Below are 24,381 nucleotides of genomic sequence, written 5' to 3' on the forward strand. Positions count from 1 at the left end.
CACCTCAATCGACAGCGCGGGGGAAGAGACCCCGCGGGCGGAACAGCAGGACCAGCAGGAAGGCGATGTGGCCCGAGAGGATCTGCCATTCCGGGTTGATGGCGGCTCCGAGCGTTTGTGCGACACCCAAAATGATGCCGCCGGCAAGCGTGCCCCAAAGTGAGCCGAGCCCGCCGATGATGACCGCCTCGAAGGCATAGATCAGGCGCGCCGGTCCTGCGGTTGGATCGAAATTTGCCCGGGTGCCGAGATAGAGGGCGGCGATCGTGACGATCACCATGGCAAGGCCGGTGGCGATGGCAAAGATCTGGTTGGGACGAATGCCCATTAGGCCTGCCGTCACCACGTCGTCGGAGGTTGCGCGGAAGGCGCGGCCCAGCGCCGTCCTGTAGATCAGCTGGTTGAGGCCGACGATGACCAGGATGGCAGAGGCGAAGGTGAGCAGCGGCATGACGCCGGCATTGATGCCGCCGAGTGAGAGCGATGCCTGTTCCAGCGCGCCTGCCGGGATCCGCTGGCTGTCGGCGGTGAAGGCCTCGAGCAAACCGTTCTGGATGACGATCGACAGGCCGAAGGTGACGAGCAGCGGCGGCAGGATGTCCTTGCCGAGCGTCCGGTTCAGCAGATGATATTGCAGCAGGTAGCCGATCCCGAACATGAGAGGGCCGGCGATCAGGGCCGCGACGAAGGGATTGAGCCCCAGCGTGGAGACCAGCAACAGGATCAGGAAGGCCGAGAAAACGATCAGGTCGCCATGGGCAAGATTGACGAGCCGCATGATGCCGAAGACGAGCGACAGGCCTGCGGCGAAGAGGGCATAGAGCCCACCGAGCAGGATGCCCTGGAGAATTGTATCAAGCCAGTTCATGGGGTTCCGCTCCGAAATAGGCCGCGTGGATATCGGCGCGGTCGAGATCTTCGGGACGCCCTTCAAGGGTGACCCGACCTTCCATCATGCAATAGACGCGGTCCGCGACCTTGAGCGCCTGGGCGATGTCCTGCTCGACGATGACGATCGCCGCACCCGTTTCCCGGATGCGCGGGAAGGCGGCATAGATGTCCTTGATGACCACGGGTGCGAGGCCGAGGCTGAGCTCGTCGCAGAGCAGCACTTCCGGATTGGACATCAGCGCCCGGCCGATTGCGACCATCTGCTGCTGCCCGCCGGAAAGCGCCGTCGAGGGATTGCGGCGCCGCTCCTTGAGGATCGGGAAAAGCTCGTAAACTGTTTCGAGCGACCAGGGCCCGTCGATTTTACGGCCGTGGCGACCGACGAGCAGGTTTTCCTCGACCGTCAGCGAGGGGAACAGCCGGCGTCCTTCGGGAACGAGCGCGATGCCGCGGGCCATGACGTCGGGTGCGGCGAGCGCGCCGATCGGCTGGCCACGATGCAGGATGGTTGTGGGTTCGTTGCGCAACACGCCTGCTATCGAGCGCATCAGCGTCGACTTGCCTGCACCGTTCGCGCCGATGACGGCGATTGTTTCGCCGGGATTGAGGATAAGATCCACGCCGAACAGGGCCTGGAAATCGCCATAGAAGGCGGTGAGGTTCTTCGTTTCGATGAGGCTCATGGTTCAGACCTCCATGCCCAGATAGATTTCGCGCACTTCGCGTGAATTCATGATGGTCTGCGGATCGCCATGGCCGATGACCCGCCCAAAGTTCAGGACGAGGATCTTCTCGGCGACTGCGTTCAGCGCATGCAGCACATGCTCGATCCAGATGATCGTCATGCCGCGCTGGTGCACGCGTTTGATCGTGGCAACCAGCTGCCGGCACTCGCCTTCGGTCAGCCCGCCGGCGATCTCGTCGAGCAGGAGAAGCTTCGGCCTTGTGGCAAGGGCGCGGGCGAGCTCCAGCCGCTTGCGCTCCAGCAGAGTGAGGCTGCCGGCGGGGCGGTTGGCCTTGGCGATCAGGCCCGTTTCGACCAGGATCTCGGCGCAGAACTCGGCGACGTCGGTCTCGCTGCTTTCGCTGCCGAAGGCGCCGGCGACGAGCAGGTTTTCATAGACAGTCAGCCGCTCGAAAGGCTGGGGGATCTGGAAGGTGCGGCCCATGCCGGCAAAGCAGCGCTGCATCGGCTGTACATTCGTCACGTCTCGGCCATCGAAATGAACCCTGCCCTTGGCGACGGAGAGGTTGCCGGTGATCAGGTTGAACAGCGTCGACTTACCGGCGCCGTTCGGTCCGATGATACCCAGCGCCTCGCCGGGCTCGACAGAAAAGCCGATATCCTCGGCGACCACGAGGGCCCCGAAGGATTTCGACACACCATTCAATTCCAGGATCGGCATTGTTCAGTCCCTTCAGACTCTGACGCACTCATGCGGGGCACCCCCCTCTGTCCTGCCGGACATCTCCCCCTCAAGGGGGGAGATTGGATCGCCGCACCGACTTCTTTTCTTCTCGAGGTCCGCCGGTCTCGACGTCTGTTGGCATGGCGAAGGTCCAGCCTCCCGGTGATCTCCCCCCTTGAGGGGGAGATGGTCGGCAGACCAGAGGGGGGTATCCACGGCAGACCAAAATCAGTCTGCTGCAATCAGCCCAACGCCTCCATCTTGCCGCCGAGCGGGATGTTCGGTGCCTGGCCGTTCTCGACGACGACCAGATCGTAACCGCCACCGGATTTCAGCCGCCACTGGCCACCGACGAGCGGGGTCTTGGCGACATTCTTCTGGGCGAAGGGCGGCAGGTTGGCGTTGTTCCAGGCGATCGGGCCGACCAGCGTGTCGAGCTTGGTCTCGCCGATTGCCTTGGCCACGGCATCGCCATCCGTCACGTCTTCCGCACGCTTCATGACGTCGACCGCCAGTTCGAACAGCGCATGGGCAAAGCCGATCGGCTGTGTCCATGGGCGGCCGGTCGCTGCGGTGAAAGCGGTCGCAACGTCGGCAGCCGTCTCGCCTGTCAGCGATGACTTGAAGGGATGAGACGGCGTCCACCAGACTTCGGTCGAGAGGTTGTGGCCGGCATCACCAAGAGCTTCCACGGTCTGCGGGAAGAGCAGCGCCTTGCCGATCGAGGCGATCTTGGGTTTGAGGCCCTGCTGCTTGGCCTGGTTCCAGAAGGTCGTGAGGTCTGGCGGGATCATCACGCCGGTCAGGATCTCGGTCTCGGCCTGCTTGAAGGCGTTGATCTGGGCGGAGAAATCGTCCGTCAGGTTCTGGTAGCGGCCGGTATCGGTCAGGCCATAGCCGAGCTTTTCGAGCACCGGCGGGAAGCCGACGACCTTGTCGCCCCAGGCATTGCCGTCGCCGTCGTTTGGGAAAAGACCGCCAACCTTCTTGTTGGTCTCGACCTGGCCCCACATGCCGGTGAAGACGGCGATGATGTCCTCAAGCCCCCAGAAGAAGTGGTAGGCGTAGTTGAAGGGCTTCCAGCTGGCGGGGTCGCCGGGATTGCCCTGCTGGCCGATAAACCAGGGCTGCCAGGGGGCAACCGTCGACAGGCAGGGGATCTGCTCGGCTTCGCAGGTGGTGGAGACCGGATTGGTGGTTTCCGGGGTCGAGGAGACGAGCATCAGGTTGATCTCATCGTCTACGATCAGTTCCTTGGCGACTTCGGCAGCGCGGTTCGGATTGGACTGGCTGTCTTTGACGATAACTTCGTAGTTCAGGCCCATCTTCTTCGTCGTGGCGAGGAAGCTGTCGATGACGAACTTGTCGGCCTCACCGAAGGCAGCAAGTGGCCCGGTCTGCGGGCTGACATAGCCAAGCTTGACCGCCGCTGACTGCGCAATCGCCGGGGCCGCAAGGCCCGAGGTCGCCAGCACGGCGCCGCCGGCTGCCGTCGTCTGCAGGAATTTGCGTCGCGTGAACATGTTTCCTCCCATCATCATCTCTCCTCCCAAAGAGCGCGCAGCGCGCGAAATGTCGTCTCGGTTAGTCGGGCCTGACGCCCTCCCAGGCCTGTTGCAGAAGTGTGCGGATCGACGCACGGTCGATCGGACGCGGGTTCCAGTAGGGATTTTCCGTGGCGATATCGGCAGCACGATCGAGATCGGCTTCATCAAGCCCGAAATCCCGAAGCGACAACGGCGCGCCGATCGACTTGGCAAAGTCCCAGAGACCGCCGCCGATCGAGCCGCCGAAGAGTTGGGCGGCTGCCGCAAGTTCCGCTTGCGCCGCCTCGGCGTTGAAGGCGGCCGTATGCGGCAGCATGACCGCGTGTGTTTCGGCATGCGGCGTGTCGAACGAGCCGCCCAGCGTGTGGCAGATCTTGTGGTGCAGCGCCATGCCGACGGTGCCAAGCACGGTGCCGCACAGCCAGGCGCCATAGAGCGCTTCTGCCCGCGCATCTGGGTCATGAGGGCTCTTCACCAGAACCGGAAGGCTATCCCTGAAGGCGCGTAATCCGTCGAGCGCCATCAGCGTCGAAACCGGGTTGCGATCCTGGGCATAGAGGCCCTCGACCGCATGGGCCATGGCGTTGAGGCCACTCGTGACGCTCATGCCGATGGGTAGGCCGAGGGTCAGGTCCGGATCGTAGATGACCACTTCCGGCAGGATGCTGGCGTGCCGGACGGTGGTCTTGCGACCGCCCTCGGTCTGGCCAAGGATCGGGGTGACTTCTGAGCCGGCATAGGTCGTAGGAATGACAACCTGCGGCAGATCGGTGCGATAGGCAATCGCCTTGCCAAGCCCCGTGGTGGAGCCGCCGCCGAGTGAGACGACACAGTCGGCTTCTGTTTGCTTGACGACCTTCAGTGCAGTCTCCGTCACATCAACGGGCGTGTGCATGACTGCGCCGGAGAAGATGCCAACGGAGAGGGCTCCGAGCCGATCGGACAGGGCTTCGGCATCCGCCTTCTGGTGGGGTGTCGAGAGGACCAGCGCACGGCGGCAGCCGAGGGATTCGACGGCGCTATTGACCTCTGCGCTGCAGCCGGAGCCGAAGAGGATTTTGGCCGGGCTGCCGGCATAGGTGAAGCTCTTCATTTGCCCCTCCCGGGTCGTGCGCGGACCATGACGAACCTGATGCTGATGCGCGAGGCGGGTTTTCCGTCGATCACCGTGTGCTCGAAGGGATGCACCAGTTCCGGTCGGACGCCGAACAGCGCATCTTCGCCGAGCCTCGGATCCTCCGCGTCGTAGATATGTGTGGTGATCGTCTCGAAACCCGGTGCGCGCACGACGAAATGCAGATGCGCGGGACGGTGCAGCGGATAGCCCGCCTGGGCGAAGAGCCGTCCGACCGGCCCGTCACCGGGAACGCCGTATCCGGCCGGACGGACCGTGCGATAGTGGAACTTGCCGTCCTGATCGGGGCGGAACAGGCCTCGCAGATTAAATTCCGGCTGTAGATCCGGCTGCTGGTTTTCGTAGTAACCTTCCGCGTTCGCCTGCCAGGTGATGATCTCGGCCGTGGTGACCGGCAGGCCGTCCAGATCCTCGACCCGGCCCTCGACCAGCAGCGGGTCGCCTTCGCCGTCGAGCGAGATCGAGCTTCCCAGCGTGCGCTCCGGGGTATCAGTCCGGAAGAACGGGCCGCGGATGGTATTGGGCGTGGCGCCGGACGGGCGGCGGGAATTGATCTCTTCAACAAGCGCGGAGGCGCCAACGAGATCGGAGAACAGCACCCATTCCTGGCGGCGCTCGTCCGAGGCGTGGCCGACTTCGGTCAGAAAGTCGAGAACCTTGCGCCATTGCTCCGGTGTCGGGCGGAATTCCTTGATGAGATCGTGGACATGGCAGACCACGGCAGAGAGCAGGCGCGCGGTTGCATCATCTGTAGTGCCGAAGCGGCTTGTGAAGGCGTCCTTGGACGTCGCTTCGTCGAAGGCGATGAGGTCTGCGGCCCGCGACATGCATCTCCTCCCAAATCCGCATTACTGGTCGAGAGGAAGCTATCAGGGCTCAGATGCATGATTGATGATTTGTTTCGGAGACAATATAACAATCCGTTATGAAGTTCGACGAGCGACATCTCATCCAGCTGGCTGCCGTGGTCAAAACAGGTGGCGTGACCGAAGGTGCTGCCCTCCTGGGGCTCGCGCAGCCGGCGGTATCGCGCACCCTTTCGATGCTGGAAAAGCGTGTCGGCGAACCGCTTTTCATCAAGGGTCGGCGCCCGCTGCAACCCACGCCGCTCGGGATTGCGCTGGCCGAACATGGGCTTGCCATGCTCGCGGCGTCGCGCAAGGCCTCCGACCTGATGGAAAGCTTCCGGGTCGGCAAGAGCGGCGTGGTGCGTGTCGGCGGCAGTCCGTTCTTCATGGATTCGCTGATTGCCGGCATGTGCGCCGAGTTCCAGGCGACTCATCCTGATGTGCGGATCGACCAATCCTATGGCTATTTCCCGGACCTACGCGCGGCGCTTAAAGCCGATCAGATCGATCTGGCGATCTGCCCGATCGACATTCTCGACGAGGGCTCGGGACTTGCCTTCCAGCAGATCCTTCCGGGTCGTAACGTCATTGCCTGCCGCGTAACCCATCCGCTCCTATTGAAACGCCGTGTGCAGCCGTCCCATCTCCTCGACTATTCCTGGGTGGCGCCGCCGCCGGGCAGTCCTCTGTTGGCCGACCTCAGAGCACTGCTCCTCTCCTTCGGTGCAACGGAAATCCGCATCCGCTATTCCGGCGGGTCGCTGGCGAGCGTCGTCAATTATCTGAAGGGTGCCGATGCGCTGACCGTGATGCCGCATAGCGTGGTCTTTGCACAGCGCAAGGAAAAGACGATCACGGCGCTGCCGATCAACATTCCGCATCCGGAGCGTGCGCTGGCGATCCTCAGGCGTGTTGATGCGCCGCGGTCTCCGGCGGTCGAGCAGTTTTCATCCTTCGTGCGGTCGAGCTTCGAAAACCTGCGCCACCTGATCAAGCGTCATGAAGAGGCGGTCGTCTGGGGAAGCTGACGGGCCCGCTCGAGCGGGCCCGCCTAGGTCGTGTCCTCAGGCCAGCGCTTCCATCTTGCCGGCGGTCGGGATGTTCGGTGCCGTCTTGTTGTCGACGATGATGAGGTCGAAGGTGCCATCGTCCTTGCGCCGCCACTGACCGCCGACCAGCGGCGTCTTGGTGACGTTTTTCGCCGCAAAGGGCGGCACACCCTGGCCGTTCCACTCAACGCGACCGACGATCGTGTCGACGTTGGAGGAGGCGATCGCGGCAGCCACAGCTTCGGCATCCGTCACGTCGTCGACGCGACCCATGACATTGGTTGCCATCTCGAAGAGCGAGTGGATGAAGCCGATCGGCTGTGTCCAGGGGCGACCGGTCTTGGCGGTGAAGTCGGCGGCAAGTTCGCCGGCGCTCTGGCCCGTCAGCGATGACTTGAACGGATGCTGCGCCGACCACCAGACTTCAGAGGAGAGGTTGTGGCCGACCGGGCCCAGAGTCTCGACCGATTGCGGGAAGAGGATCGCCTTGGCGACGGTAACCGCCTTCGGATTGAAGCCCTGCTGCTTGGCCTGGTTCCAGAAGGTGGTGAAGTCCGGCGGAATGACGACACCGGTGATGATGTCGCATTGGCCGTCCTTGAAGGCATTCACCTGGGCGGTAAAGTCGTCGGTCAGGTTCTGGTAGCGACCGGGGTCGAGCAGATCGAAGCCGGCCTGGGCAAGGCCCGGTTTCAGGCCGACATTCGGATCACCCCAGGCATTGCCATCGGCATCATTGGGGAAGAGGCCGCCGACTTTCTTGTTCGTGTCGAGCTGGGCCCACATGTTGGTGAAGACCGCGATGACGTCTTCCAGGCCCCAGAAGTAATGGTAAGCGAAGTCGAACGGTTTCCAGCTTGCTGGATCGCCGGGATTGCCCTGCTGGCCAATGAACCAGGGCTGCCAAGGCGCCTTGGTGGAGATGCAGGGAATGCCTTCGGCCTCGCAGGTGGTGGCGACCGGATTGGTGTTTTCCGGGGTCGAGGCGACGAGCATCAGGTTGATCTCGTCGGAGAGGATGAGCTCCTTCGCCACATCCGCTGCCCGGTTCGGGTTCGACTGGCTGTCCTTGACGATGATCTCAAAGTTCTTGCCCGCCTCGGTCGCAAGAAAGGACGCGATGTTGTAGGCGTCACTCTCGCCGAAGCTTGCCAGCGGCCCGGTCTGCGGGCTGACATAGCCGAGCTTGATCTTAGCTCCTTGGGCGATCGCCGGTGCGGCAAGGCCCCCGAAACCATAGGCGAGACCGGTGGCGGCCCCTGCCTTCAGCAGTTTTCTGCGCGTAATCATGCTGTCCTCCTCCCAGTTGTTCGTTCAAAACTAGGCCGCGACGCGGCGAAATGGTCGACTGCCCTCCGCTAGATCCCGAAGCATGGCTTCGAGCGCTTTGACTTCCATGTCCGAGGCCTGATGTGTGCGGCCCGGAAACAATTCGCAGCGAAGCCTCGCTCGCGCCCTCCCAAGCGCTTCCGAGGCTTCGGCAAAGGCGGAGACCGGGATCCAGGGATCCTGATCGGAGCCGGTGAGATAGACGGGCATGCCGTCGAGATCGCGCGTCGAGCGCTCATCCTGCGCCTGGCCGACGCGGCAGCCGGTGAGATTGACCATGGCACCGTTCCAGGGACCAAAAGCCATGGCATATTCAAGCGACAGGCAGGCGCCCTGGCTGAAGCCGCCGATGAGCAACGGCTTTTCTCGGCCGCCAGCCTGTCGCAGGGCTCCCACCAGCCCATCGAGATAGTCGAGAGATGCTTTCAGTTCGCCTCGGGTGGTCTCGGTCAGTGCATCCGTGGCACGAGACGCGTACCATGTGTTGCCGGTTGCCCGCGGCAGGCAGAAGGAGACGCCCGGTACGGCAAGCCGCCCGACGACCTGCTCAATCATGTCCTCGGGCGATTGGGTTCGCCCGTGGATGAATACGCAGAGCACATCAGCCTGCGCCGGAGCTGAGCCCGCGGTCAGCGGCTCGCCGTGAATGGCCATGATCGCCTCCGGATCAGAAGTTGGCGGGTTCCAGACCGGCGATCAGTTCCTCGCGGCGATCCTCGAACCATGGCGGGAAGACCAGCGTGGTGCCGATGGCGTCGGCTGGCTCGTCCAATGCCCATCCTCCCTCAACCGACCACGCGATCTCGAAGAGCGCACCGCCCGGCGAGCGAACATAGCAGGACTTGAAATAGTTGCGGTCCTTCTGGTCGGAGACGTCGGTAAAGCCGAGACCTTCAATATGAGCCTTGAGCTTTAGCTGGTTCTCTTCATTGCCAGTGTTGAGCGCGAGGTGGTGAATGGTGCCGCCCGACAGTGTCCAGGTCCCTTGCGGTCCGGTTGGCTGGTGCAGGACCTCGACCATGCTCGCGGGGCCGCCATTGTTCGGCACCGAGAACATCAGCCCTTCGTCGCTGTCGGCCTCTTTCTTCATGCCCATGCCGATCGTCAGGAAGTCGTCCATCGATGTGCGGTCGAAGACCGCGACGGCCGCGCCATAGATGCCACGGATGCCGTGAGCGGCGCCTACGCCATTTGCCTCGCTCGTGATGGGCGTTCGGGTGTCGGCCGGGCTCTCGACCAGTTCGTGGTCGATGCCGCAGGGGTGAGCGAGCGCCACGCGGGTGATGCCGAAGCGGCTGGTCTTGGTTGCGGGAATGCCGCGCGCGTTCAGCCTGTCGATCCAGAAGTCGGCGGAGCCGACCGGGATTGCGAGCTGGATGATCTTCGACTGGTTGGTGCCACGCTTGCCGTAAATGCCGGGCTTCTTGAAGGGGAAGGTGGTGACGATGGTCGAAGGGTCGCCGTTCTTGGCGCCGTAATAGAGATGGTAGACCGGGATCGTGCCGTCGAAGAGCACAGTGCGCTTGATGGAATGGAGCCCAAGCGTCTTGGTGTAAAAATCATAGTCCTCCTGAGCACCGTCGGTGCTCAGCGTGAGGTGATGGTAACCCGAGATGAACGACATTCTTATCTTCCTCCAGATGCTGCGCGGGCAGGCATGGAGCCGATCTCGAACGCACGGGGCCTCCTGTGGCGATGGACGCCACACCCGTCATGCCTCAGCCCGATCGGATCCTCCCAATGTGCTGACTATAGAGCGGCACGCGCCGTCTGTTGATAAAATTGCTTATGTTCGATATAGCAGATTGCTATGAAGATCGATGAGCGCCATCTGGTCCAGCTTGCGGCGGTTGCCGAAACCGGCGGCGTGACCGAAGGCGCTGCGCTGCTTGGCATGACGCAGCCGGCGGTTTCGCGCACGCTTTCGATGCTGGAGCGTCGCGTTGGCGAGCCCCTCTTCATCGCAGGCAAGCGGCCACTGCAACTGACGCCGCTCGGCCAGCAGCTCGCGATCCAGGGACGTTCGATCCTCGCAGCCTCCCGCAAGGCGGTCGAAATCGTCCGAAGCTTCCAGTCGGGTACGGCCGGTCGCATCAAGGTGGGCGGGGTTCCCTTCTTCATGGACGCCGTGATCTCGCAGATGATCGCCAGCTTCCAGGTTCGTGAACGCGATATCCTGGTCGAACAGTCCTATGGAAATCTGCCGGATCTGCTGACAGAACTCGACTCCAGCCAGATCGATATGGCGATCACACCGATCGGCAGCACGGACCTGAAGAGCGATTTCGAGTTCCAGCCGATCCTGCCGGGGCGCAATGTGTTGACGTGTTCGGTGGGGCACCCCTTGCTGAGAAAACGGCGGCTCAGCATCGAAGACATCATGACCTATCCTTGGGTGGCGCCGCTTCCCGGTTCGCCGCTGGTTCTCGACCTGCACAATATCCTGATCACGCTCGGGATCAGCGAGCTTCCAGGTGCGTTATTCCGGCGGCTCGTTGCTGTCGGTCGTGAACTACATTGCCTCGACCGATGCGCTGGCGATCCTGCCACATTCGGTCGTCTTTTCCTTCAAGGGCGAGAACAAGATCTCGATTGTGCCCGTCGATATCCCGCAGCCGGAGAGGACGCTCGGCATCATCACCAAACGCAAGACCTATCCCAACCCGGCCTGCCGCAAGTTTCAGGATCACATCGTTCGGGAGTTTACGGATCTCAAGAAGGTCATCGAGCGGCACGAGCGATCGATTGTCTGGGGCGAGGGGCCCTTCCTTCCGGAGCGGGATCGCTGATCGACTGTCGCTCCCATCCTCGGTGCCCCGCAAAAAAATGTTCTGGAGACTGTAATGAAACGCAGTCTGAGCCGTCTAATCCATGAAACCCTATCGAATCAGCGGGACGATGAATGAGCAGCAAAGACCAAAGGCCTGAAACGACGGGTGCGCAATGGACGAAGCCGCGGCGCTTCGATCGCAACCTGATCGTTATCGGCGCCGGATCTGCCGGGCTCGTATCCGCCTATATCGCGGCTGCCGCCAAGGCGAAGGTGACGCTGGTCGAGGCGCACAAGATGGGCGGCGACTGCCTCAACTTCGGCTGCGTTCCATCCAAGGCTCTGATCAAAAGTGCCAAGGTGGCACATCAGATGCGTCATGCCGATCACTATGGCCTCGAGGCGGTCGAGCCAAAAGTTCCATTCTCTGCCGTCATGGAGCGGATCCACAAGGTGATCGCGGAGATCGAACCGCATGACAGTGTCGAGCGCTATACGGGGCTCGGCGTTGAGGTGCTTGAGGGCTATGCGAGGTTGATCGATCCCTGGACGGTCGAGATCGCGCTCAACGACGGCGGCATGCAGCGGCTGACGACGCGGGCGATCATCATCGCGACCGGGGCGCAACCCTTCGTTCCACCGATTCCGGGTTTGGCCGAGATCGGCTATCTTACTTCGGATACCCTCTGGGAACGTCTTCGGGATCGATCGTCCGTGCCTCAGCGGCTCGTGGTTCTCGGTGGCGGGCCGATCGGCTGTGAGCTCGCGCAGAGTTTTGCCCGGCTCGGGTCAGAAGTCACGCAGATCGAGATGGCGCCGCGTTTGATGATGCGCGAGGACGAGGATGCCGCCGCCTTGGTCGAGGCGTCGCTGAAGGGTGACGGGGTGAATGTCCTGACCCGGCACAAGGCCGTGGCCTGCGGAACGGATGCCGGCGGCAAGTGGATCGAGGTCGAGCATAACGGCGCGGTTCGCCGCATCGGTTTCGACGAGATCATCGTCGCCGTCGGGCGGGCGCCGCGGCTCAAGGGGTTCGGGCTGGAAGAACTCGGCATCAAGGTCGATCGGGTCGTCGAGACCAACGATTATCTGCAGACGATCGTTCCCAACATACTCGCCGCCGGTGATGTGGCGGGGCCCTATCAGTTCACCCATGTCGCCGGGCATCAGGCCTGGTTCGCGGCGATCAATGCGCTGTTCGGCGATCTCAAGCGCTTCAAGGCCGATTATTCAGTCATCCCCTGGGCGACCTTCACCGATCCCGAAGTCGCTCGTGTCGGATTGTCGGAGGCCGAGGCGAAGGAGAAGAAGATCCCGCACGAGGTTACGCGCTTCGGCATCGACGATCTGGACCGGGCGATTGCCGACAGCTCGGCGCATGGCTTCGTCAAGGTGCTGACCGTGCCTGGCAAGGACAGGATCCTAGGCGCCACGATCGTTGGCGAGCATGCGGGCGATCTGCTTGCCGAGTTCGTCTTCGCCATGAAGCATGGCCATGGGCTCGGAAAGATCCTCGGCACGATCCACATCTATCCGACGCTGGCAGAGGCCAACAAGATGGTGGCCGGGCAGTGGCGGCGCGCCCATATCAATGGTTTCATGCTGTCGTTGCTTGAACGCTTCCAGACCTGGAGGCGTGGATGATCGATGCCAAGCTTTTGCCACTGCAAAAGGCGGTACTGCAGCCCGTTGCGGCCTTTCTGGCGCATCGCGGGGTTCGGGCGGACCAGATCAGCATTGTCGGCTTTTTCGCCGGGCTCTTCGCCTTCGTGGCGCTCTGCTTCGGATCCTTTCTGGCGGCACTTCTGCTGATCCTGCTCAATCGGGCGCTTGACGGTCTCGATGGTGCCGTGGCCCGGATCCAGGGACCAACGGATCGCGGTGCCTATCTCGATATCGCCTTCGACATGGTCTTTTATGCGCTGATCCCGCTTGGATTCGCGATCGCCTATCCGGCCGAAAACGCCCTGCCGGCTGCAGTTCTGATCGTCTCCTTCGTCGGTACCGGGTCCTCTTTCCTCGCCTTCTCAGCGGTTGCCGCAAAGCTCGGGCGCCAGGCGCCGGAATTTCCGACCAAGGGCATATACTATGCCGGTGGTCTAGCCGAAGGCTTCGAGACCATCGCTGTTTTCGTTGCCATGTGTCTTTTGCCTGGTAGTTTCCCGGTCATTGCCTATGGTTTTGCTGCGCTGTGCGGGCTCACGACCGTCATTCGCTGGCGCCAGGGATGGGTCGCCTTCTCAAAGGAGACGCGATGATCGCCCAATCCGCCGGTTCAATTGACCTCATGCAAACGGTAGAGTGTGTTGCGAATGGTCAGTCGAGCCCGATGCAGGAGCATGCGCCTATGGCCTTCGACGACGTTGAACAGGGCGCAGACCTCTGCTGGATCAAGCTCTTGCTGGCCCCGAAGGATCAGGACCGCACTTTGCGCCGGCGGCACAGTCTCGATCACCTCTGCGATACGCCGCTCCCTGCCTATGCCCGGCGGTCATTCGCGAAACAATCGCCTATAAAGTCCAGCCGCATTCTACCCCTTCAAGCCATAGTGACCATGCAATATCGGTCGCTTGCCACCCTTGGGTCTCACGGTGCGACTCATCACGTGCCCGGAGGTATTTATGATTGATCGTAAGTCTTCACGTCCGGGCGTTTCTTTATCGGATTCGAATGGTGCCGATGCCGCAGCCGTACCGCGCCGCAACCCGGTTTTGCGATTTGCGCCGGTGCTTGTCGTTTTGGCCGGCCTCGGTCTTGGATATGCCCTGGGTTTTCAGGACTATCTCAGCCTCGGCTTTCTCGCTGAACAAAGACAGGCTCTCAGGGCCTATGTGGATAGCAACGCCTTGTGGTCGGCGATGCTTTTCCTTGGCGTCTACATTGCGGCTGTCGCTTTCTCCTTTCCCGCAGCGTCGGTCTTGACCATCTTTGGCGGCTTTCTATTCGGCTGGATGATCGGCGGTGCCCTGGTTGCCGTCGGCGCCACGATCGGGGCGTCTATCCTGTTTCTTGCGACCCGCTCGGCCTTTGGTGGATTTCTGCGGCATCGCGTCGATGGCGTCGTGAAGAAACTCGCGGACGGCTTCCGCGAAAATGCCTTCGGCTACCTTTTCGTCATCCGTCTGGCGCCGGTTTTTCCTTTCTTCGTGGTCAATATCGCGGCCGCTCTCTTCGACATAAGCCTCGGTCGCTTCATTGCGGCCACCTTCTTCGGCATCCTGCCGGGTACATTCGCCTATGCCTATCTCGGGCAGGGGGTCGATAGTGTGCTCGTTGCCGCACAGGAGAGCGGCCAGGAGGCCAGGATTTCCGATCTCGTGACCCCTGAGATCACGCTTGCCTTCTTCGCACTGGCGCTTGTGGCGCTGATCCCCACTGTCGTCCGGCAGTTCCGAAAGCGCGGTCCTCAATGATGACCGCTCAAGGCAACCGGCTGGAAAGGGAGTGAGCGATGCGTCGGGGATACCGGGCCTTCATCGAGCAAATGCGGATCACAGTTCAGCTCACTGAGAAAGCCGGAGGCGAAGAGGACGTCTCGCCTCACGATGAAATTCTCGCCGCTTTCGTCACAAGCCAATCCAAGTATGCAAGTCCATGGTGAAATCCATTTGCGCTCGAAAGCGTAGCCTAGACAAAGCAAACCACATCACTGAGTTCATCACCGTCGATTCAAGGGAGAAGCGCAAATCATGCGATTGATGACAGGAATTTTCGCTGCAAGCCTCATGGTTGCCGCAAGTGTTCCGGCGAAGGCTGTCGGTCCCAATCTTGCCGATTGGGCGGCAATCGAGAAGGCCGCTTCTGGCCAGACGGTCTATTTCAACGCGTGGGGCGGATCGGAGAACATCAACGCCTATCTCGAATGGGTTGGCGCCGAGATGCAGTCGCGCTACGGCGTGACCGTCGTGCAGGTGAAGCTCGATGATACGGCAAGCGCCGTCGCTAAGGTGATCGCCGAGAAAGCAGCCGGCAAGGACGAGGGCGGTTCCGTCGATCTGATCTGGATTAACGGCGAGAACTTCGTGTCGATGAAGCAGCAGGATCTGCTGCTCAGCCCGGGCTGGGCGACCGCCCTGCCGAACTGGCGCTATGTGGACTTCGAAAACCAGCCGACCATCCTGACGGACTTCACGGAGCCTACGGACGGGCTGGAAAGTCCCTGGGGTGGGGCGAAGATGGTGTTTTTCTACGACAGCGCCCGCACTGACGCTGCGGCCCTGCCTGATAATGCGGCGCAGTTACTCGACTGGGCCAAGAAGAATCCGGGGCGTTTCTCCTATCCGGCGCCTCTGGATTTCATTGGCTCGTCGTTCCTCAAGCAGGTCCTCAGTGAGGTCATCGCTGATCCCGCGAAACTCGCAAAGCCGGTCGACGAAGCGACATTCGAGCGCGATGTGGAGCCGCTGTTTGCCTATCTCGACCAGTTGCACCCGGTCGCCTGGCGACAGGGCAAGGCGTTCCCGCAGAACTATCCGGACATGAAGCAGAAGCTGGCAGATGGCGAACTCGACATCATCTTCGCCTTCAACCCTTCAGAGGCCTCGGCGGGCATCAAGGCCGGAGAGCTGCCGGACACGGTCCGTTCCTTCACCTTCTCCGGTGGCACTCTTGGCAACACACATTTCGTGGCGATACCCTACAATGCCAATGCGAAAGAGGGTGCACTTCTGACAGCGAATTTTCTGATTTCGCCTGAAGCACAGCTGCGCAAGCAGGACCCGACCTATTGGGGAGACCCCACCGTTCTTTCGATGACAAAGCTGGCGGAAGCCGATCGGGCAGCCTTCGCCGCGCTCGATCTCGGAGCCGCCACGCTTCCGCCCGATCAGCTCGGACCCGTGATTGCCGAGCCGCATGCCAGCTGGATGGAGCGCATCGAAGTTGAATGGCGCAGGCGTTATGCCAGCGGCAATTGAGGCGTAATGCGTTCCGCGAATTCCTCCAGTCTGGCTGACCGAGCGACCGCGCTTTTTTCTCGAAGCGCGGTCTTCCTCACTCTTGGCCTATTGTTGCTGCCAATCACCTTCGGCATTCTTGGCACCGTTCTGCCGGCCTTCGGTTATCTGCCGGCGCTTGGAGGTCTGGGGCTCAGCCTTGACCCTTTCCACGCTCTTTTTGCGATGCCGGGGCTTTTTACTGCAGCGCTGCTCAGCCTGGCCACTGGCCTTGCCGCGACGGCTCTCTCCCTTGTCATCGTGCTCGTCTTCATCGCTGGTTTCGCAGGAACCTCCGTTCTCGCGCGGATCCAGCATCTCCTGTCGCCGCTGCTTGCGGTTCCCCATGCCGCTGCTGCGTTCGGTCTTGCCTTTCTCCTCGCACCCTCCGGCTTCCTCATCCGGCTGGTTGCGCCAGTGTTCGGGATTGATCGGCCGCCGGATGTCCTGATCCCGCATGATCCCTGGGGGCTGGCCATGATTGCGGGTCTCGTGATCAAGGAAACGCCGTTCCTGTTTCTGGTCCTGTTGGCCGCGTTGCCGCAGGTTGATCTTCATGCCGCCCGTCGTCTCGCTGCCTCTTTCGGCTATGGGCGGATCGCGGGCTTTGTCTATCTGCTCTGGCCGGCGCTCTATCGGCAAATCCGTTTTGCCGTCTATGCCGTTATCGCCTACTCCTCCTCTGTCGTGGATGTCGCGGTCATACTCGGACCAAATCTGCCAGGCACGCTTGCCACCCGGCTGGTGCAGTGGATGAATGATCCTGACCTTTCGGTGCGCTTCCTCGCCTCGGCGGGTGCCGTGCTGCAGCTTGCGGTAACGCTTGCGGCGCTGTTGATCTGGTTCGGTCTGGAAAGATCGGGCTCCGTGCTGCTACGGCTTTTGTGCGAGCGGGGGCATCGTTTTGTGCGCGATCGCCTCGTTCGTCTCTTGTCGGTCGTCGCAGTGGGCATCATTGCAGCCAGTGTGTTTGCCGGGCTTGTCATTCTGGCAGTCTGGTCATTTGCCGGTCTCTGGCAGTTTCCGGATCTGCTGCCGCAGGACTTCACATTGCGGAGCTGGATGTCAGCGATGCCGCGGATTATCGATCCTCTGGTCACGACGCTTGTGATCGGCGTCGCATCGACCCTGATTGCAGTGGCTCTGTGCATCGGCTGTCTGGAGCGGGAGATCCAGACCGGGCGAAATGGTGGCGACCGAAGCCTGCTGTTTCTTTATCTGCCGCTCATGGTGCCTCAGATCGCCTTTGTCTTCGGTCTGCAACTCCTGTTCATTGGCAGCGGCAGTCGATACAGGCTCATGGCCCTCATCCTGGTTCACTTGGTGTTTGTGCTGCCTTATGTTTTTCTGTCTCTGGCGGACCCTTGGCGCGCCATGGATCGCCGCTACGAGATTATTGCCACCGCGCTTGGACGGTCACGGATCTCGGTTCTCCTCTCGATCCGGTTGCCGATGCTGATCCGGCCAATTCTTACCGCTCTTGCCGTAGGCTTTGCCGTCTCGGTCGGCCAGTATTTGCCGACGCTTCTGATTGGTGAGGGGCGACTGGCGACCATCACCACCGAGGCTGTTGCGCTCGCCTCCGGCAACAATCGTCGCGTCATAGGAGTCTACGCCCTGCTGCAGACCATCTTGCCCTTTGTCGCCTTTGCGCTGGCGGCGCTCTTGCCGGCAGTCCTTCATCGCAACCGCCTTGAGATGAGGGTCTGACGATGGTGCCGTTCCAAGCCGCGAGGGGCCTTTACCTCGGAAACATCATCATCAGCCTTGGCGAAAGCCCCCTGATCTCGGTGACAGCGACCGTCCCGCCGGGGTCCATTTTCACGGTGATGGGCCCTTCCGGTTCGGGGAAATCGACACTCTTGTCCTTTATCGGCGGCTTTCTGGATCCCGCCTTTCGCGCCCAGGGGACCGTTTCGGTTGATGGCGTCGACCTTCTGGCACTACCTCCAGAGCAGCGAAGAGCAGGTGTTCTGTTCCAGGATCCGCTGCTATTTCCGCATATGTCTGTCGGCTCGAATATCGCCTTTGCAATTCCCGCAGAGATTTCCGATCGAAAGCTCAGAAGACGGATGGCTGCCGAGATCCTGAAGGAGATGGAACTTCCCGGTTTCGAAGATCGCGATCCTGCGACGCTTTCGGGCGGTCAGAAGGCCCGCGTGGCGCTTGCCCGTGTTCTCGTGTCCCAACCTCGGCTGCTGCTTCTCGACGAGCCCTTTTCAAAGCTAGATATGGCGCTTCGGAGCCAGATGCGTGCGCTCGTCTTTGCACGCGCCCGCAGTGCTGGCCTCCCGGTGATCCTCGTGACACATGACGAGGCGGATGCAGAGGCCGCAGGCGGCGCCGTGCATCGGCTCGGCGGAGAGGATCCTGACGATGGTTGATGGCGGCAAACCCACAAGCGATATTCTGCTCCTCGGCGGTGGCCATACGCATGTTGAAGTGATCCGGCGGTTGGGGCTGCTGCAGCTCGGTGCCAGGATCACGCTGGTTTCTCCCGGCAGATATGCCCCTTACTCCGGCATGCTGCCGGGATACATCGCCGGGGTGTACGGCTTTCATGACTTTCATATCGATCTTGCCGCGCTCTGCGCCCGCTTTGGTGTCGCCTTTCAGGAAACTGCGGCGACGCACATCGATCCCGATCGTCGGGTGGTGCGGCTCGCAGATGGATCAGACCTTTCCTATCGGCAGCTTTCGATCGATATCGGGTCAACGCCCTCACTGCCATCCGGGGTAACCGGTGGCATTTCTGTCAAGCCGATCGCCAGCTTTACCGATCGTCTTGAACGTCTTGATCGCCTGGTTGAGGATGGTCGCCCCCTGAGGCTTGTGGTTGTCGGGCAGGGCGTGGCCGGGGTCGAGGTCGCCTTTGCCTTGAGACAGCGATTTGCCGGTAGTGCTGTCCAGATTGCACTTGTTGGCCGATCCATCGAGCCCTTGCGTGAGCGAAGCGTCCTGGCCCGAAGGCTGATACGGCGGCAGATGAGGCTGGCAGGCATCGAGCATCATGGCGGCTTCGACGTCGTCGGATTGGTCGACGGCGCGTTGGTTGCTCGTGACGGCCGGCGGCTCGGCGCCGACGAGGTCATCTGGACGACCTCGAGTGGCTCTCAAGGCTTTCTGCGTGAGAGCGGTTTATTGCTCGATGAGGCAGGTTTCATTCGGGTCGATGAGAGATTGCGTTCTCTGTCGCATCCCGATGTTTTTGCAGCTGGAGATGTCGCTTCGCTGGCTGACCCGCGCCCAAAGGCCGGCGTCTTCGCTGTTCGCCAGGGGCCCATCCTGGCGGAGAATATTCGGCGCAGCTTGCAGGGAGAGCCACTTCTGGCCTACCGCCCGCAGCGATCCTGGCTGGCCCTGATATCCTTGCCGGACGGGCGTGCCATCGCCGACAAATGGGGCCTTGCCGTATCAGGCCGCTGGGTTGCCCGATGGAAGGACCGGATCGATCGGCGCTTCATGGAGCGTTACCGGACAAATACCCTTTCATAGCCATGAGCCCTGCGACGGTATGGATGAGACGGAACCCGGTCCTGTCGCTCCAATTTTCTGGTCGTGATTGACATCCTGTATACAATGTGGCTTTGTTGTCCCGATCAGGAGGAGCTGTCATGTCCAAACCCACTTTCCCGTTGAACGCCTGGTATGCTGCGGCTTACGATGTCGAATTGAAGCGGGCTTTGCTGCCGCGGACGATCTGTAACAAGCCAGTTGTCCTGTATCGCAAGGAAAATGGCACGCCCGTAGCGCTTGCCGATGCCTGTTGGCACAGGCTCGTGCCGCTGTCGCTGGGGCGGCTCGAAGGTGACAATGTCATCTGCGGCTATCACGGTCTCGAATTCGACGAAACCGGGCGCTGTGTATACATGCCGTCGCAAGACACCATCAATCCGTCGGCTTGCGTCAAGTCTTATCCGATTGCCGAAAAGCATCGCTTCATCTGGATCTGGCCGGGCGATCCGGCACTTGCCGATCCGGCACTCATTCCCGACATGCATTGGAACCAGGATCCGAACTGGGCGGCGGACGGCAAGCTTATCGAGGTGAAGTGCGATTATCGCCTCGTTGTCGATAATCTGATGGACCTGACGCACGAGACTTTCGTGCATGGCTCGTCGATCGGAAATCGCGCGGTCGCCGAGGCGCCGTTCGAAGCCAGCCATTCGGATCGATTCGCATACATCACCCGCTGGATGGAAGACATCGACCCGCCGCCGTTCTGGCGCAAGCAGTATGGCCGGCCGGGCAAGGTCGATCGTTGGCAGATCATCCGCTTCGAGGCGCCTTGCACCGTGACGATCGATGTTGGTGTTGCTGAAGCAGGTACAGGTGCAAAGCAAGGTGACCGCTCGAAGGGCGTCAACGGCTATGTGCTCAATACGATCACCCCATCGACGGACAAGACCTGTCTCTATTTCTGGGCCTTCGCTCGGAACTACGACCTTGGAAATCAGGCACGCACACACGAGTTGCGCGAAGGTGTCGCCGGCGTCTTCCGGGAGGACGAAGAGGTTCTGGAGGCCCAGCAGCGGGCGATTGATGCCAATCCCGATCACCAGTTCTACAATCTCAACATTGACGCCGGATCGATGTGGGCGCGCAAGCTGATTGATCGGATGATCGATGCCGAACTGAAGCCGCAGGCCGGGCCGCATGCGGTGGCTGCGGAGTGATGGCATGACGGCTGACAGCGAACACGCTCCCAAACAGCAGACGGCAAAGGCGCTCTCTGGGCTCCGAGATCTGATCCTGGCAGGTGAGGTTCAGCCCGGGGAACGCTTGTCAGAGGTTGCTCTCGCCGAGCGCCTGTCGGTCTCGCGCACCCCACTTCGGGCAGCTCTGCAGCGGCTTGAGCAGGAGGGCCTTGTCGCCCTCATCCCCTCGGGCGGCTACGCCGTGCGTTCCTTCAGCCGGCAGGAGGTGATCGACGCCATCGAGCTCCGGGGCGTGCTGGAAGGCACTGCTGCGCGTCTGGCTGCTGAGCGTGCGACAACGCCCGAACGGATGAGCGCCATTCGTGACGTTGTCGCTGATCTCGATACGGTGCTTGCGGCTGAACCGTCCGCCATGGACTTCGAGCGGTACGAAGCTCTGAATGGCATGTTCCATCGCCTGCTCTGGGATCTCGCCGGCAGCGATCTCTTGCGACGGGAGATCGAGCGCATGACCAGCCTGCCATTTGCCAGCCCAAATGCCTTCGTCAACACCGAGTCCGATGTGCCTGCCTTTTACAGGTCACTGGTCGTCGCGCAGGCGCAGCATAAGGCGATCATTTCCGCAATCGAGTTGCGCGAGGGTGCGCGGGCCGAGGCGCTGGCGCGGGAGCATGCGCGGCTCGCTCGGCAGAACCTCGACTTCGTGCTGGAGGAGCAGCCCGATTTGCGCCGGAAAGTCCTGGCGCTTGCCCTCATGGCGGGCTGATCGGGTCATTAATAAGATATCTGGGAGGACTTCATGCGTTCCAAGCTGGAATGGCGCCCTGCGCGCGTCACATCAATTGAAACTCCGGCAGAGGATGTCCGGGCAGTGACCTTCGCGGTCGAAGGCCTGCGGCAGATGTTTGATCCCGGGTCGCATACCAACATCAAGGTCATCATTCGCGGCGAGCCGGCGATCCGCACCTATACGGTGCTGCCAAGTGCGCCCGGTACGTTGAAGATCGCGGTCAAGCTGCATCCCAACAGCAGGGGTGGATCGGCTTTCGTCTGGAACATGGCCGTTGGTGATCTGACGGAGATGACCGAGCCGGAGAACCGTTTCGAGCTGTCCTGGCGCGCCTCGCGCTATCTGTTGATTGCCGGCGGCATCGGGATCACGCCGATCTACGGGATGGCGAAGGCGCTGGTGGCGCGCGGGCATTCGGTGCGGCTGATCTATGGCGCCAAGAGCCGAGTGCAGATGGCCTTCGTCGATGAGCTTCGGGCCTTGCTCGGCGATGGTCTGCAAACCTTCATCCAGGATGATGGTCAGGCCTTCGACCTTGCAGCGGAGTTTGCAGCTCTGCCGGTGGATGGGGAGGCCTATATCTGCGGGCCGCATGGACTTCTTGAAGCAGCACGCAACACCTGGCGCGAGAGCGGTCGGTCGATGAGCCGGTTGCGTTTCGAGGTTTTCGGTGACAGCGGGCGTTTCGCGGAGCAGCCTTTCTCGGTCGCGGTTCCCAATTACGGCCGAACCGTCGAGGTGCGCGCCGACCAGACCTTGCTGGACGCGCTGATGGAGGCCGGGATCGATATGGTTTATGACTGTCGCCGGGGCGAATGTGGGCTTTGCGCGGTCAGCATCGTTGATGCGTCCACGCCCATCGATCACCGCGACGTTTTCTTCTCCCCGGAAGAACGGCACGAGGGTGAGAAGATGTGCGCCTGCGTCTCGCGCGCCGTGGGAGGCACAATCACCATCGACACCGGTTATCGGCAGGAGGCGCTGCGCGCCTGACGGATGTCGATTGCTGTTTACGTCGCGACAATATGGTAAAATCGACGTATTGCGATTTCGCGTTGGCATGATGCTTGCTAAGCTGGTGACGAGTTGGCGGCTAGGGTTCCGGCGCTTTATGCGTGTCTGGTCCGAGAGCTGCCGCTGACAGGGAGAGAAATCCCGTCAGGCGCACGGCGGGACAAAAGCCCGGGAGACCTCGTAAGCCAAGGGATTGGCATGCGCGAGTGTCGCCGTCCCTCAGTGAGGGATACATGTCGTCATCGATCGGTTCTTCTGAACCCATTCTTTCCATTCGCGCCCTGCAGGTTCGTTTGAGCCGTGATCGGCAGACGAAGACTGTCCTGGATGGCATTGATCTGGATGTGGCTGCAGGTGAAGTCATCGCCTTGGTGGGCGAGAGCGGGTCGGGCAAATCGACGATCGGCTTGACCTTACAGGGATTGCTTCCGGCCGAAGCTCGACCTGAATTGTCCGGCAGCGTCCGTCTCGTCGGCCGCGAAATCATTGGCGCCAGTCCGACCGAAATGCGGGAGATCCGGCGTCAGCTGGTGCGCTCGGTGCCGCAGGATCCGATGGGTGCGCTCAATCCCACCATGACCATCGGGCAGCAGCTGCGGGAAACCGGATTGTCCGCTGAGGCTATTCTCGAATGGCTCACGCGCACCGGTTTGCGCGATGCCGAACGAATAGCCGCTGATCTGCCCCATCGTCTTTCGGGCGGGCAGCGTCAGAGAGTACTGATCGCCATGAGCATGGCTGCGCAACCGCGCCTGCTCATCGCTGATGAACCGACCACCGCTCTTGATGTCACCGTGCAGGCACAGATCCTCACTCTGCTGAAGGACATGGCGCGAGACAACAATACGGCAATCCTCTTCATCACTCACGATCTGGCCGTTGCCGCTGAACTGGCTGATCGTATTCTGGTTCTCTTCGGTGGACGCGTGGTGGAAGTGGGCGATACGCGGGATTTGATAGCGGCACCCGCACATCCCTATTCGGCCGGTCTTCTGTCAGCGCGTTTTGATCTCGGGACGCCGCGTGATCGACAACTGAAGGCTCTGGCAACGGAAGCGGTTGGCATGCCGCCAACGGGTCCTCATTGTGGCTACGTCCTCCGTTGTCCATTGGCGGAACCTGACTGTGCGCAGACGCGTCCAAGACTTGAGCATCAGGAAAACCGTAGGCTGGTTGCCTGCCTAAGGCCGGACAAGGTGCCCGATCTTCTTCAGCAGGTGCGCAGCGCACCGGCCTGGCCAGAGGGGCGGTCTGGTTCGCGCTATGCACTTGAATTGTGCGGCATCGAGAAGAGTTTTGCCTCGAAACGAGGCGTCTTCGGCATGGGCCAGCAAACGCAGGTCCTGGCGGGGATAGACCTGCAGATCCGGGAGGGGGAATGTGTCGCTCTCGTTGGGGAGAGCGGATCCGGGAAATCAACGCTGCTCCGGATCGCCTCAGGGCTCGTCAAGCCGGACGCGGGCTCAGTGATCTGGTTGGACGATCGCTCTCCCCAGGTTGTTTTTCAGGATGCTGTCGCCGCGCTGACCCCCTGGCTGTCGGTGGGTGAGCAGATTGGCGACCGCCTGCGCAATCAGGGCCTTTCTCATGTGGAGCGGCAATGGCGGGTGGATGAAGCATTGAAGCTTGTAGGTGTCGATCCCGCGCTCGCCTCGGCTCTGCCCAGCGAATTGTCCGGTGGTCAGTGCCAACGTGTCACGGTGGCCCGGGCCATTGTCGAGCCGCCGCGTCTCCTGCTGTGTGACGAACCCATCAGCGCCATGGATGTCTCGCTGGCAGCCCAGACACTGAACCTTCTCGGCAGTCTTCGCCGCAGCATGGGAATGGGCATGCTCTTCGTCACGCATGATCTTGCAGCCGCGCGCCTGATTGCCGATCGCATCGCGGTTCTCGAAAAGGGGCGTCTTGTCGAAATCGGTGAGCCCGAGCAGATCATCACCACCCCCCAGGCGCCCTATACCAAGACCCTTGTCGGCGCAGTGCCGCGCATCGTGATTTGAGCGAGAT

Annotated in this window: 22 protein-coding genes, 1 pseudogene and 1 riboswitch; of the genes and pseudogenes, 13 read left to right on the top strand and 10 right to left on the bottom strand. The window is 61.6% G+C overall.

Features of this window, described 5'->3' with window-relative positions; all coding sequences use genetic code 11:
* Positions 1-4: 4 nt before the first annotated feature.
* The 6 genes from AC1PUL_RS00470 to AC1PUL_RS00495 form a co-directional block, all read right to left on the bottom strand.
* Complete coding sequence (locus tag AC1PUL_RS00470) at positions 5-868, bottom strand: branched-chain amino acid ABC transporter permease (protein WP_480466099.1); 864 nt, start codon at positions 866-868, stop codon at positions 5-7.
* Complete coding sequence (locus AC1PUL_RS00475) at positions 855-1,574, bottom strand: ABC transporter ATP-binding protein (RefSeq protein ID WP_480466100.1); 720 nt, start codon at positions 1,572-1,574, stop codon at positions 855-857. Before AC1PUL_RS00475 ends, AC1PUL_RS00470 begins: the two co-directional genes overlap by 14 nt.
* 3 nt (positions 1,575-1,577) lie before the next feature.
* Entirely contained in the window at positions 1,578-2,297 is a 720-nt protein-coding gene (locus AC1PUL_RS00480) for an ABC transporter ATP-binding protein (RefSeq protein WP_480466101.1), read from the bottom strand.
* Positions 2,298-2,542: 245 nt separating this feature from the next.
* On the bottom strand, positions 2,543-3,823 hold the full coding sequence (locus tag AC1PUL_RS00485) for an ABC transporter substrate-binding protein (protein WP_480466102.1): 1,281 nt from the start codon (positions 3,821-3,823) through the stop codon (positions 2,543-2,545).
* Positions 3,824-3,884: 61 nt separating this feature from the next.
* The gene (locus tag AC1PUL_RS00490; RefSeq protein WP_480466103.1) at positions 3,885-4,940 is read right to left on the bottom strand and encodes a maleylacetate reductase; all 1,056 of its coding nucleotides are present in this window, start codon (positions 4,938-4,940) and stop codon (positions 3,885-3,887) included.
* Positions 4,937-5,809: a dioxygenase family protein gene (locus AC1PUL_RS00495; RefSeq protein WP_480466104.1), complete on the bottom strand. Its 873-nt coding sequence runs from the start codon at positions 5,807-5,809 to the stop codon at positions 4,937-4,939. Before AC1PUL_RS00495 ends, AC1PUL_RS00490 begins: the two co-directional genes overlap by 4 nt.
* Before the next feature lie 98 nt (positions 5,810-5,907).
* On the opposite strand from AC1PUL_RS00495, the gene AC1PUL_RS00500 reads away from it, so the two are divergent.
* The gene (locus AC1PUL_RS00500; protein WP_113458611.1) at positions 5,908-6,858 is read left to right on the top strand and encodes a LysR family transcriptional regulator; all 951 of its coding nucleotides are present in this window, start codon (positions 5,908-5,910) and stop codon (positions 6,856-6,858) included.
* Positions 6,859-6,894: 36 nt separating this feature from the next.
* Here the strand turns inward: AC1PUL_RS00500 and AC1PUL_RS00505 are convergent, their stop codons facing one another.
* From AC1PUL_RS00505 to AC1PUL_RS00515, 3 genes are read right to left on the bottom strand one after another with little or no spacing between them, the layout of a single operon-like run.
* A complete protein-coding gene (locus AC1PUL_RS00505) occupies positions 6,895-8,169 on the bottom strand; it encodes an ABC transporter substrate-binding protein (protein WP_480466105.1) in 1,275 nt (424 codons plus the stop codon).
* Positions 8,170-8,199: 30 nt separating this feature from the next.
* Entirely contained in the window at positions 8,200-8,862 is a 663-nt protein-coding gene (locus tag AC1PUL_RS00510) for an alpha/beta hydrolase (protein WP_480466106.1), read from the bottom strand.
* 13 nt (positions 8,863-8,875) lie between these two features.
* Positions 8,876-9,832: a VOC family protein gene (locus tag AC1PUL_RS00515; RefSeq protein WP_480466107.1), complete on the bottom strand. Its 957-nt coding sequence runs from the start codon at positions 9,830-9,832 to the stop codon at positions 8,876-8,878.
* A 186-nt stretch (positions 9,833-10,018) separates the two neighbouring features.
* On the opposite strand from AC1PUL_RS00515, the pseudogene AC1PUL_RS00520 reads away from it, so the two are divergent.
* The 3 genes and pseudogenes from AC1PUL_RS00520 (at position 10,019) to AC1PUL_RS00530 (ending at position 13,236) form a co-directional block, all read left to right on the top strand.
* A pseudogene (locus AC1PUL_RS00520) lies at positions 10,019-10,997 on the top strand (LysR family transcriptional regulator).
* 113 nt (positions 10,998-11,110) lie between these two features.
* Complete coding sequence (locus AC1PUL_RS00525; RefSeq protein WP_480466108.1) at positions 11,111-12,622, top strand: dihydrolipoyl dehydrogenase family protein; 1,512 nt, start codon at positions 11,111-11,113, stop codon at positions 12,620-12,622.
* Positions 12,619-13,236, top strand: a complete 618-nt coding sequence (locus tag AC1PUL_RS00530) for a CDP-alcohol phosphatidyltransferase family protein (RefSeq protein WP_480466109.1) — start codon at positions 12,619-12,621, stop codon at positions 13,234-13,236. The genes AC1PUL_RS00525 and AC1PUL_RS00530 overlap by 4 nt, the downstream gene beginning before the upstream one ends.
* Positions 13,237-13,253: 17 nt before the next feature.
* On the opposite strand, the gene AC1PUL_RS00535 is transcribed toward AC1PUL_RS00530, so the two are convergent.
* Positions 13,254-13,460, bottom strand: a complete 207-nt coding sequence (locus tag AC1PUL_RS00535; RefSeq protein ID WP_480468441.1) for a sigma factor-like helix-turn-helix DNA-binding protein — start codon at positions 13,458-13,460, stop codon at positions 13,254-13,256.
* 139 nt (positions 13,461-13,599) lie between these two features.
* On the opposite strand from AC1PUL_RS00535, the gene AC1PUL_RS00540 reads away from it, so the two are divergent.
* The 9 genes from AC1PUL_RS00540 (at position 13,600) to AC1PUL_RS00580 (ending at position 24,374) form a co-directional block, all read left to right on the top strand.
* Entirely contained in the window at positions 13,600-14,391 is a 792-nt protein-coding gene (locus AC1PUL_RS00540) for a TVP38/TMEM64 family protein (protein WP_480466110.1), read from the top strand.
* Between the two features lie 276 nt (positions 14,392-14,667).
* Positions 14,668-15,894, top strand: coding sequence for an ABC transporter substrate-binding protein (locus AC1PUL_RS00545; RefSeq protein WP_480466111.1), 1,227 nt, complete (start codon positions 14,668-14,670; stop codon positions 15,892-15,894).
* 6 nt (positions 15,895-15,900) lie between these two features.
* Positions 15,901-17,622 (top strand): ABC transporter permease, encoded by a 1,722-nt coding sequence (locus AC1PUL_RS00550; protein ID WP_480466112.1) that lies wholly within the window; start codon positions 15,901-15,903, stop codon positions 17,620-17,622.
* A 2-nt stretch (positions 17,623-17,624) separates the two neighbouring features.
* Positions 17,625-18,296, top strand: a complete 672-nt coding sequence (locus AC1PUL_RS00555; protein ID WP_480466113.1) for an ATP-binding cassette domain-containing protein — start codon at positions 17,625-17,627, stop codon at positions 18,294-18,296.
* Positions 18,235-19,407 (top strand): FAD-dependent oxidoreductase, encoded by a 1,173-nt coding sequence (locus AC1PUL_RS00560; RefSeq protein ID WP_480466114.1) that lies wholly within the window; start codon positions 18,235-18,237, stop codon positions 19,405-19,407. Before AC1PUL_RS00555 ends, AC1PUL_RS00560 begins: the two co-directional genes overlap by 62 nt.
* Before the next feature lie 119 nt (positions 19,408-19,526).
* A complete protein-coding gene (locus tag AC1PUL_RS00565) occupies positions 19,527-20,588 on the top strand; it encodes an aromatic ring-hydroxylating dioxygenase subunit alpha (protein WP_480466115.1) in 1,062 nt (353 codons plus the stop codon).
* Between the two features lie 4 nt (positions 20,589-20,592).
* Complete coding sequence (locus AC1PUL_RS00570; RefSeq protein WP_480466116.1) at positions 20,593-21,336, top strand: GntR family transcriptional regulator; 744 nt, start codon at positions 20,593-20,595, stop codon at positions 21,334-21,336.
* Between the two features lie 33 nt (positions 21,337-21,369).
* Positions 21,370-22,353 carry a PDR/VanB family oxidoreductase gene (locus AC1PUL_RS00575; protein WP_480466117.1) on the top strand — a complete coding sequence of 328 codons (984 nt, stop codon included), beginning with the start codon at positions 21,370-21,372 and terminating at the stop codon, positions 22,351-22,353.
* Positions 22,354-22,442: 89 nt separating this feature from the next.
* A riboswitch (guanidine-I (ykkC/yxkD leader) is annotated at positions 22,443-22,551 on the top strand.
* 56 nt (positions 22,552-22,607) lie between these two features.
* On the top strand, positions 22,608-24,374 hold the full coding sequence (locus AC1PUL_RS00580) for an oligopeptide/dipeptide ABC transporter ATP-binding protein (protein WP_480466118.1): 1,767 nt from the start codon (positions 22,608-22,610) through the stop codon (positions 24,372-24,374).
* The last annotated feature ends 7 nt before the right edge of the window (positions 24,375-24,381 follow it).

It is taken from the genome of Rhizobium sp. P43 (assembly GCF_056730705.1).

Coding starts and splice junctions, on each gene's coding strand:
- AC1PUL_RS00470 (WP_480466099.1), bottom strand. CDS start 868: ATGAACTGGCTTGATACAATTCTCCAGGGCATCCTGCTCGGTGGGCTC.
- AC1PUL_RS00475 (WP_480466100.1), bottom strand. CDS start 1,574: ATGAGCCTCATCGAAACGAAGAACCTCACCGCCTTCTATGGCGATTTC.
- AC1PUL_RS00480 (WP_480466101.1), bottom strand. CDS start 2,297: ATGCCGATCCTGGAATTGAATGGTGTGTCGAAATCCTTCGGGGCCCTC.
- AC1PUL_RS00485 (WP_480466102.1), bottom strand. CDS start 3,823: ATGTTCACGCGACGCAAATTCCTGCAGACGACGGCAGCCGGCGGCGCC.
- AC1PUL_RS00490 (WP_480466103.1), bottom strand. CDS start 4,940: ATGAAGAGCTTCACCTATGCCGGCAGCCCGGCCAAAATCCTCTTCGGC.
- AC1PUL_RS00495 (WP_480466104.1), bottom strand. CDS start 5,809: ATGTCGCGGGCCGCAGACCTCATCGCCTTCGACGAAGCGACGTCCAAG.
- AC1PUL_RS00500 (WP_113458611.1), top strand. CDS start 5,908: ATGAAGTTCGACGAGCGACATCTCATCCAGCTGGCTGCCGTGGTCAAA.
- AC1PUL_RS00505 (WP_480466105.1), bottom strand. CDS start 8,169: ATGATTACGCGCAGAAAACTGCTGAAGGCAGGGGCCGCCACCGGTCTC.
- AC1PUL_RS00510 (WP_480466106.1), bottom strand. CDS start 8,862: ATGGCCATTCACGGCGAGCCGCTGACCGCGGGCTCAGCTCCGGCGCAG.
- AC1PUL_RS00515 (WP_480466107.1), bottom strand. CDS start 9,832: ATGTCGTTCATCTCGGGTTACCATCACCTCACGCTGAGCACCGACGGT.
- AC1PUL_RS00525 (WP_480466108.1), top strand. CDS start 11,111: ATGAGCAGCAAAGACCAAAGGCCTGAAACGACGGGTGCGCAATGGACG.
- AC1PUL_RS00530 (WP_480466109.1), top strand. CDS start 12,619: ATGATCGATGCCAAGCTTTTGCCACTGCAAAAGGCGGTACTGCAGCCC.
- AC1PUL_RS00540 (WP_480466110.1), top strand. CDS start 13,600: ATGATTGATCGTAAGTCTTCACGTCCGGGCGTTTCTTTATCGGATTCG.
- AC1PUL_RS00545 (WP_480466111.1), top strand. CDS start 14,668: ATGCGATTGATGACAGGAATTTTCGCTGCAAGCCTCATGGTTGCCGCA.
- AC1PUL_RS00550 (WP_480466112.1), top strand. CDS start 15,901: ATGCGTTCCGCGAATTCCTCCAGTCTGGCTGACCGAGCGACCGCGCTT.
- AC1PUL_RS00555 (WP_480466113.1), top strand. CDS start 17,625: ATGGTGCCGTTCCAAGCCGCGAGGGGCCTTTACCTCGGAAACATCATC.
- AC1PUL_RS00560 (WP_480466114.1), top strand. CDS start 18,235: ATGCAGAGGCCGCAGGCGGCGCCGTGCATCGGCTCGGCGGAGAGGATC.
- AC1PUL_RS00565 (WP_480466115.1), top strand. CDS start 19,527: ATGTCCAAACCCACTTTCCCGTTGAACGCCTGGTATGCTGCGGCTTAC.
- AC1PUL_RS00570 (WP_480466116.1), top strand. CDS start 20,593: ATGACGGCTGACAGCGAACACGCTCCCAAACAGCAGACGGCAAAGGCG.
- AC1PUL_RS00575 (WP_480466117.1), top strand. CDS start 21,370: ATGCGTTCCAAGCTGGAATGGCGCCCTGCGCGCGTCACATCAATTGAA.
- AC1PUL_RS00580 (WP_480466118.1), top strand. CDS start 22,608: ATGTCGTCATCGATCGGTTCTTCTGAACCCATTCTTTCCATTCGCGCC.